The organism is Flectobacillus sp., assembly GCF_049240685.1.
In the GTDB taxonomy this organism is placed as follows: Bacteria; Bacteroidota; Bacteroidia; order Cytophagales; family Spirosomataceae; genus Flectobacillus.
Genome location: NZ_JBMLSD010000401.1, coordinates 8,436 through 12,131 on the forward strand (window position 1 = coordinate 8,436; position 3,696 = coordinate 12,131).

General features: G+C 39.0%; 3 protein-coding genes. All 3 read left to right on the forward strand.

Going from position 1 to position 3,696, the window contains the following annotated elements; translation table 11 throughout:
* A partial coding sequence (locus ACOVQ4_RS18410) for a hypothetical protein (protein ID WP_421822080.1) occupies nt 1-408 on the forward strand: 408 nt, incomplete at its 5' end.
* Between the two features lie 5 nt (nt 409-413).
* The gene (locus ACOVQ4_RS18415) at nt 414-2,756 is read left to right on the forward strand and encodes a TonB-dependent receptor (RefSeq protein WP_421822081.1); all 2,343 of its coding nucleotides are present in this window, start codon (nt 414-416) and stop codon (nt 2,754-2,756) included.
* Nucleotides 2,757-2,790: 34 nt separating this feature from the next.
* Nucleotides 2,791-3,657 (forward strand): DUF4249 domain-containing protein, encoded by an 867-nt coding sequence (locus tag ACOVQ4_RS18420; protein ID WP_421822082.1) that lies wholly within the window; start codon nt 2,791-2,793, stop codon nt 3,655-3,657.
* The last annotated feature ends 39 nt before the right edge of the window (nt 3,658-3,696 follow it).

The following is a 3,696-nucleotide window of genomic DNA, read 5'->3' on the forward strand; positions in this document are numbered from 1 at the left end:
AGCTTATTATCTTGCAAAGATGCCAACCAAGAACTCCTCAACAATATTTCTGGTACATGGAAAGTCGATCAAATCACGTATTATTCCTATCCTTACACGGTAATAGATTCAGTAGGAAAATACCCATCAGGTGTTTTGCAACTTGATAATTGTCAACTTACTGGAAGCATTAGAGAATGCTCAGGCTTTTACAAATTAGTAAATAATGAAGTGGTTAGTATCGTATACAACGCCAATGCTGCTAAAAATCAAACTTTTATTAGTATAATGTCCAGTATTCCTAAATTCATCAATTTAGTGGGAGCTTATAACATTACACGTAATGGAAACAATATGCTACTTGAAGGGCCTGAAGTAAGTGTACCAGACTATAAAGGCCCCAAAATAAAAATTCAATTGTATAAATAATCCTTATGAGAAAAGTCTACCTCCTGTTGCTATTTACGCTTTGCTCCTGTACTTTGTTTGCACAAAAAATTACCATCAGTGGTTTTGTTCGTGAAAAAGGAAGTCAAGAGATATTGCCTTATGTTTCGGTGAGAGTTCCTGCCCTCAATATCGGAACCTCTGCCAATGCTTACGGTTTTTTTTCCTTGACAATTCCCGCAAAGGAACAACTTGATTTGGAAATTTCTCAGGTAGGATACCAAGTCAACACAATCCGCATCAGTGCTCAAAAAAGCCAACAAATTACGGTTGAGCTAAATGTCAAAAATGTGATTTTGGAGGAGGTTAAAGTCAATAGCTCTCAACAAGAAAAATTGAGTGAGCAAACCCAAATGAGCCTCATTTCTTTACCTGTCACGCAAGTAAAAGCAGTACCTGCATTTTTGGGAGAAAAAGACGTGTTGAAAACCCTACAGCTATTTCCAGGGATACAAAAAGGACGTGAAGGCTCTACAGGCTTGTATGTACGTGGTGGCGGCCCCGACCAAAACTTATTGATTTTGGATGACGCTACGGTCTATAATGCCAACCATTTGTTTGGCTTTTTCTCGGTATTTAACGGAGATGCCCTCAAGAGCATTGAGATGACCAAAGGCGGTTTTCCAGCACGATATGGCGGACGACTTTCTTCGGTTATTGATATGCAAATGAAAGAAGGGAATAAAGAAAAACTTGCAGGCGAATTTGGCATTGGCTTATTGTCGAGTCGTTTGACCTTGGAAGGTCCCCTCAAGAAAGAAAAAGCCTCGTTTTTGATTGCCGCCCGACGCACCTACGCCGATGCGCTATTGCGACCTATCAGTGGAGGCGAATTTCCAAATATGTATTTCTATGACCTCAATATGAAGGTAAACTATGACCTTGGCAGTCGAGACAAACTTTACCTGAGCGGATATTTAGGTCGAGATGCCTTTAGTTCAAAAGAACAAAATTACAATTATGCCACCCAAAATGATAATGGCTTTAATTGGGGCAATACTACCACTACCCTACGTTGGAATCACCTTTTCAACGAAAAATTATTTAGCAATACATCTCTTATTTTTACCAATTTTGACTTTAAAGTTTTTAATACTGAAGAATCCAACAAAGGACTTTTTTCTTACCAATATGAATCAGGTATTAGAGACTTTTCTTTAAAAACCGATTTTGACTATTTACCGAGTTATCAGCATAGTATCAAAGCTGGTTTTTTGTTAACTGCACATCGTTTTTCACCGAAAGCACTCGTCCTGAAAGATACAAGAGTGGATACATCTTCGGTGCAAAGCACTCAAATCAACGCCTTAGAATCGGCAGTTTATGTGGAGGATTTATGGAGAATTACTGAAAAAATCAGTATAAATGCGGGTCTAAGATTGAGTCATTTTTCAGTAAACCAGAAAAACTATTTGAATCTTGAACCAAGATTTTCGGTGGCCTACAAGTTACCAAATGATGCTGCAATTAAGGCTTCTTTTGCTCGGATGAATCAATACATTCATTTATTATCCAACTCAGGACTTGGTTTGCCAACAGATTTATGGGTTTCGGCAACAGACCGAGTTCCTCCACAAACTTCACAGCAAGTGGCGTTAGGATATGTAAAAGACTTTTCCGAAAAGAACTTTTCTTTAAGTATTGAGGGATATTTCAAGCAAATGAACAACATCATTGGTTACAAACAAGGTGCTAGTTTCTTGTTGCTAGACGTAGGACCTGACCCTCAAAAAATCAATTCGATAGATTGGCAAGAGAATGTGACTTCGGGACAAGGAAAAGCTTATGGGTTAGAATTGATGTTACAACGAAAAACAGGTAGACTCACAGGTTGGATTGCTTACACTTTGTCGAAAGTAACACACCAATTTGCAGAACTGAATGACGGAAAAGAGTTTTTGCCCCGCTACGACCGTCGTCATGACATTTCGATTGTGGGGATTTATCAACTAAAACCAATGGTCACCGTCTCGGCAACGTGGGTATATGGCTCAGGAAATCATTTGAGTGTACCTATTGCAGAAGGCAACTTTAATGGTTTGGATCATACTGGTATTACTTCACAAATTTCGCTGTATGATAGTCAAAATGCTTTTCAGGCGGCAGCGTATCATCGACTAGATTTAGCGATGAAGTTTAGCAAAAAGAAAAAACATGGAGAAAGAGCTTGGGAAATTGGGGTGTATAACGCCTACAATCGCGTGAACCCTTTTTACTATCAAATTAATCAAGTGTATGATGCATCCACACGACAACTGGGAGATAGTAAATTATACAGAAAAGGGCTGTTTCCGATTGTGCCATCCATTACTTACAGCTTTAAGTTTTAAGAGAAAACCCTTCCTATAAATTTCCAATGATTTTATGAAAAAACAGCTTTTATCTATCTGCACAATGCTCCTATTTTGTTGGGCTTGTAATGGAGACTTTCTGACAGTAGAAGAAACGGGTGTGATTCCGAGTAGTGATGCCCCCATTGTGACTGCCTTTTTGAGTCCACAAGACACCATCCATACAGTAACGCTATATCATACCCGACCAGCCGCTGGAAATAATCCTTATGCTACATGGGAACAAAACGTATCGAAATCGACGGTTACCCTAAGCAATGGTACGCAGACAGTAAAACTTATTCCAGACTCATTTTTAACAGGTGTTTTTAAAATCAGCTCCAAAAACTTTAAAGTAGAATCAGGCAAGACTTATTACTTGAATGTAAGCACCTTTGATGGTAAAAAAGTAGAAGCCAATTGCACGATTCCGACAGGCGTAGTGGATACGACCAGTATTGCTTACCAGTTGGTTTCGGGCAATCCCTCAAATATGAATACAAGCTATCTGATTTCGTGGAAAGATATTCCTAATCAGGTTAATTATTATGCAGTGTATACCATTTCGGAGCTACAAGATTTGACTAAAAAAACAGCAGAAATAAACAATGAGCGATATCTTCATGGTATTGATGATGTAGAAAAAGATGGTTTGACAGTAGGAACTCAGGAATCGCTTTTGTTAACTAAACCCAACTCTCCTGCGAAAGACCGTCTGTATATTTGGCAAGTGCAAGTTCTCAATACAGATATTCATTTTTATAAATTTCACAAGGACTACGAGATAGCCAAACAAGCCGACGAAAATCCATTTTCAGAACCTGTAATGCTATACTCCAACATCAAAGGAGGCTTCGGCGTAATGGCTGGATATACCAAGGCAGTGACGTATTTTAGGTAGAGGGGTGAGGCAAAGAGGCACAAAGTGGTCATTGGGGAG

Bases quoted from the DNA above. Each gene is read 5' to 3' on its own strand.
- ACOVQ4_RS18420 (WP_421822082.1), top strand. From the start codon at position 2,791: ATGAAAAAACAGCTTTTATCTATCTGCACAATGCTCCTATTTTGTTGG.
- ACOVQ4_RS18415 (WP_421822081.1), top strand. From the start codon at position 414: ATGAGAAAAGTCTACCTCCTGTTGCTATTTACGCTTTGCTCCTGTACT.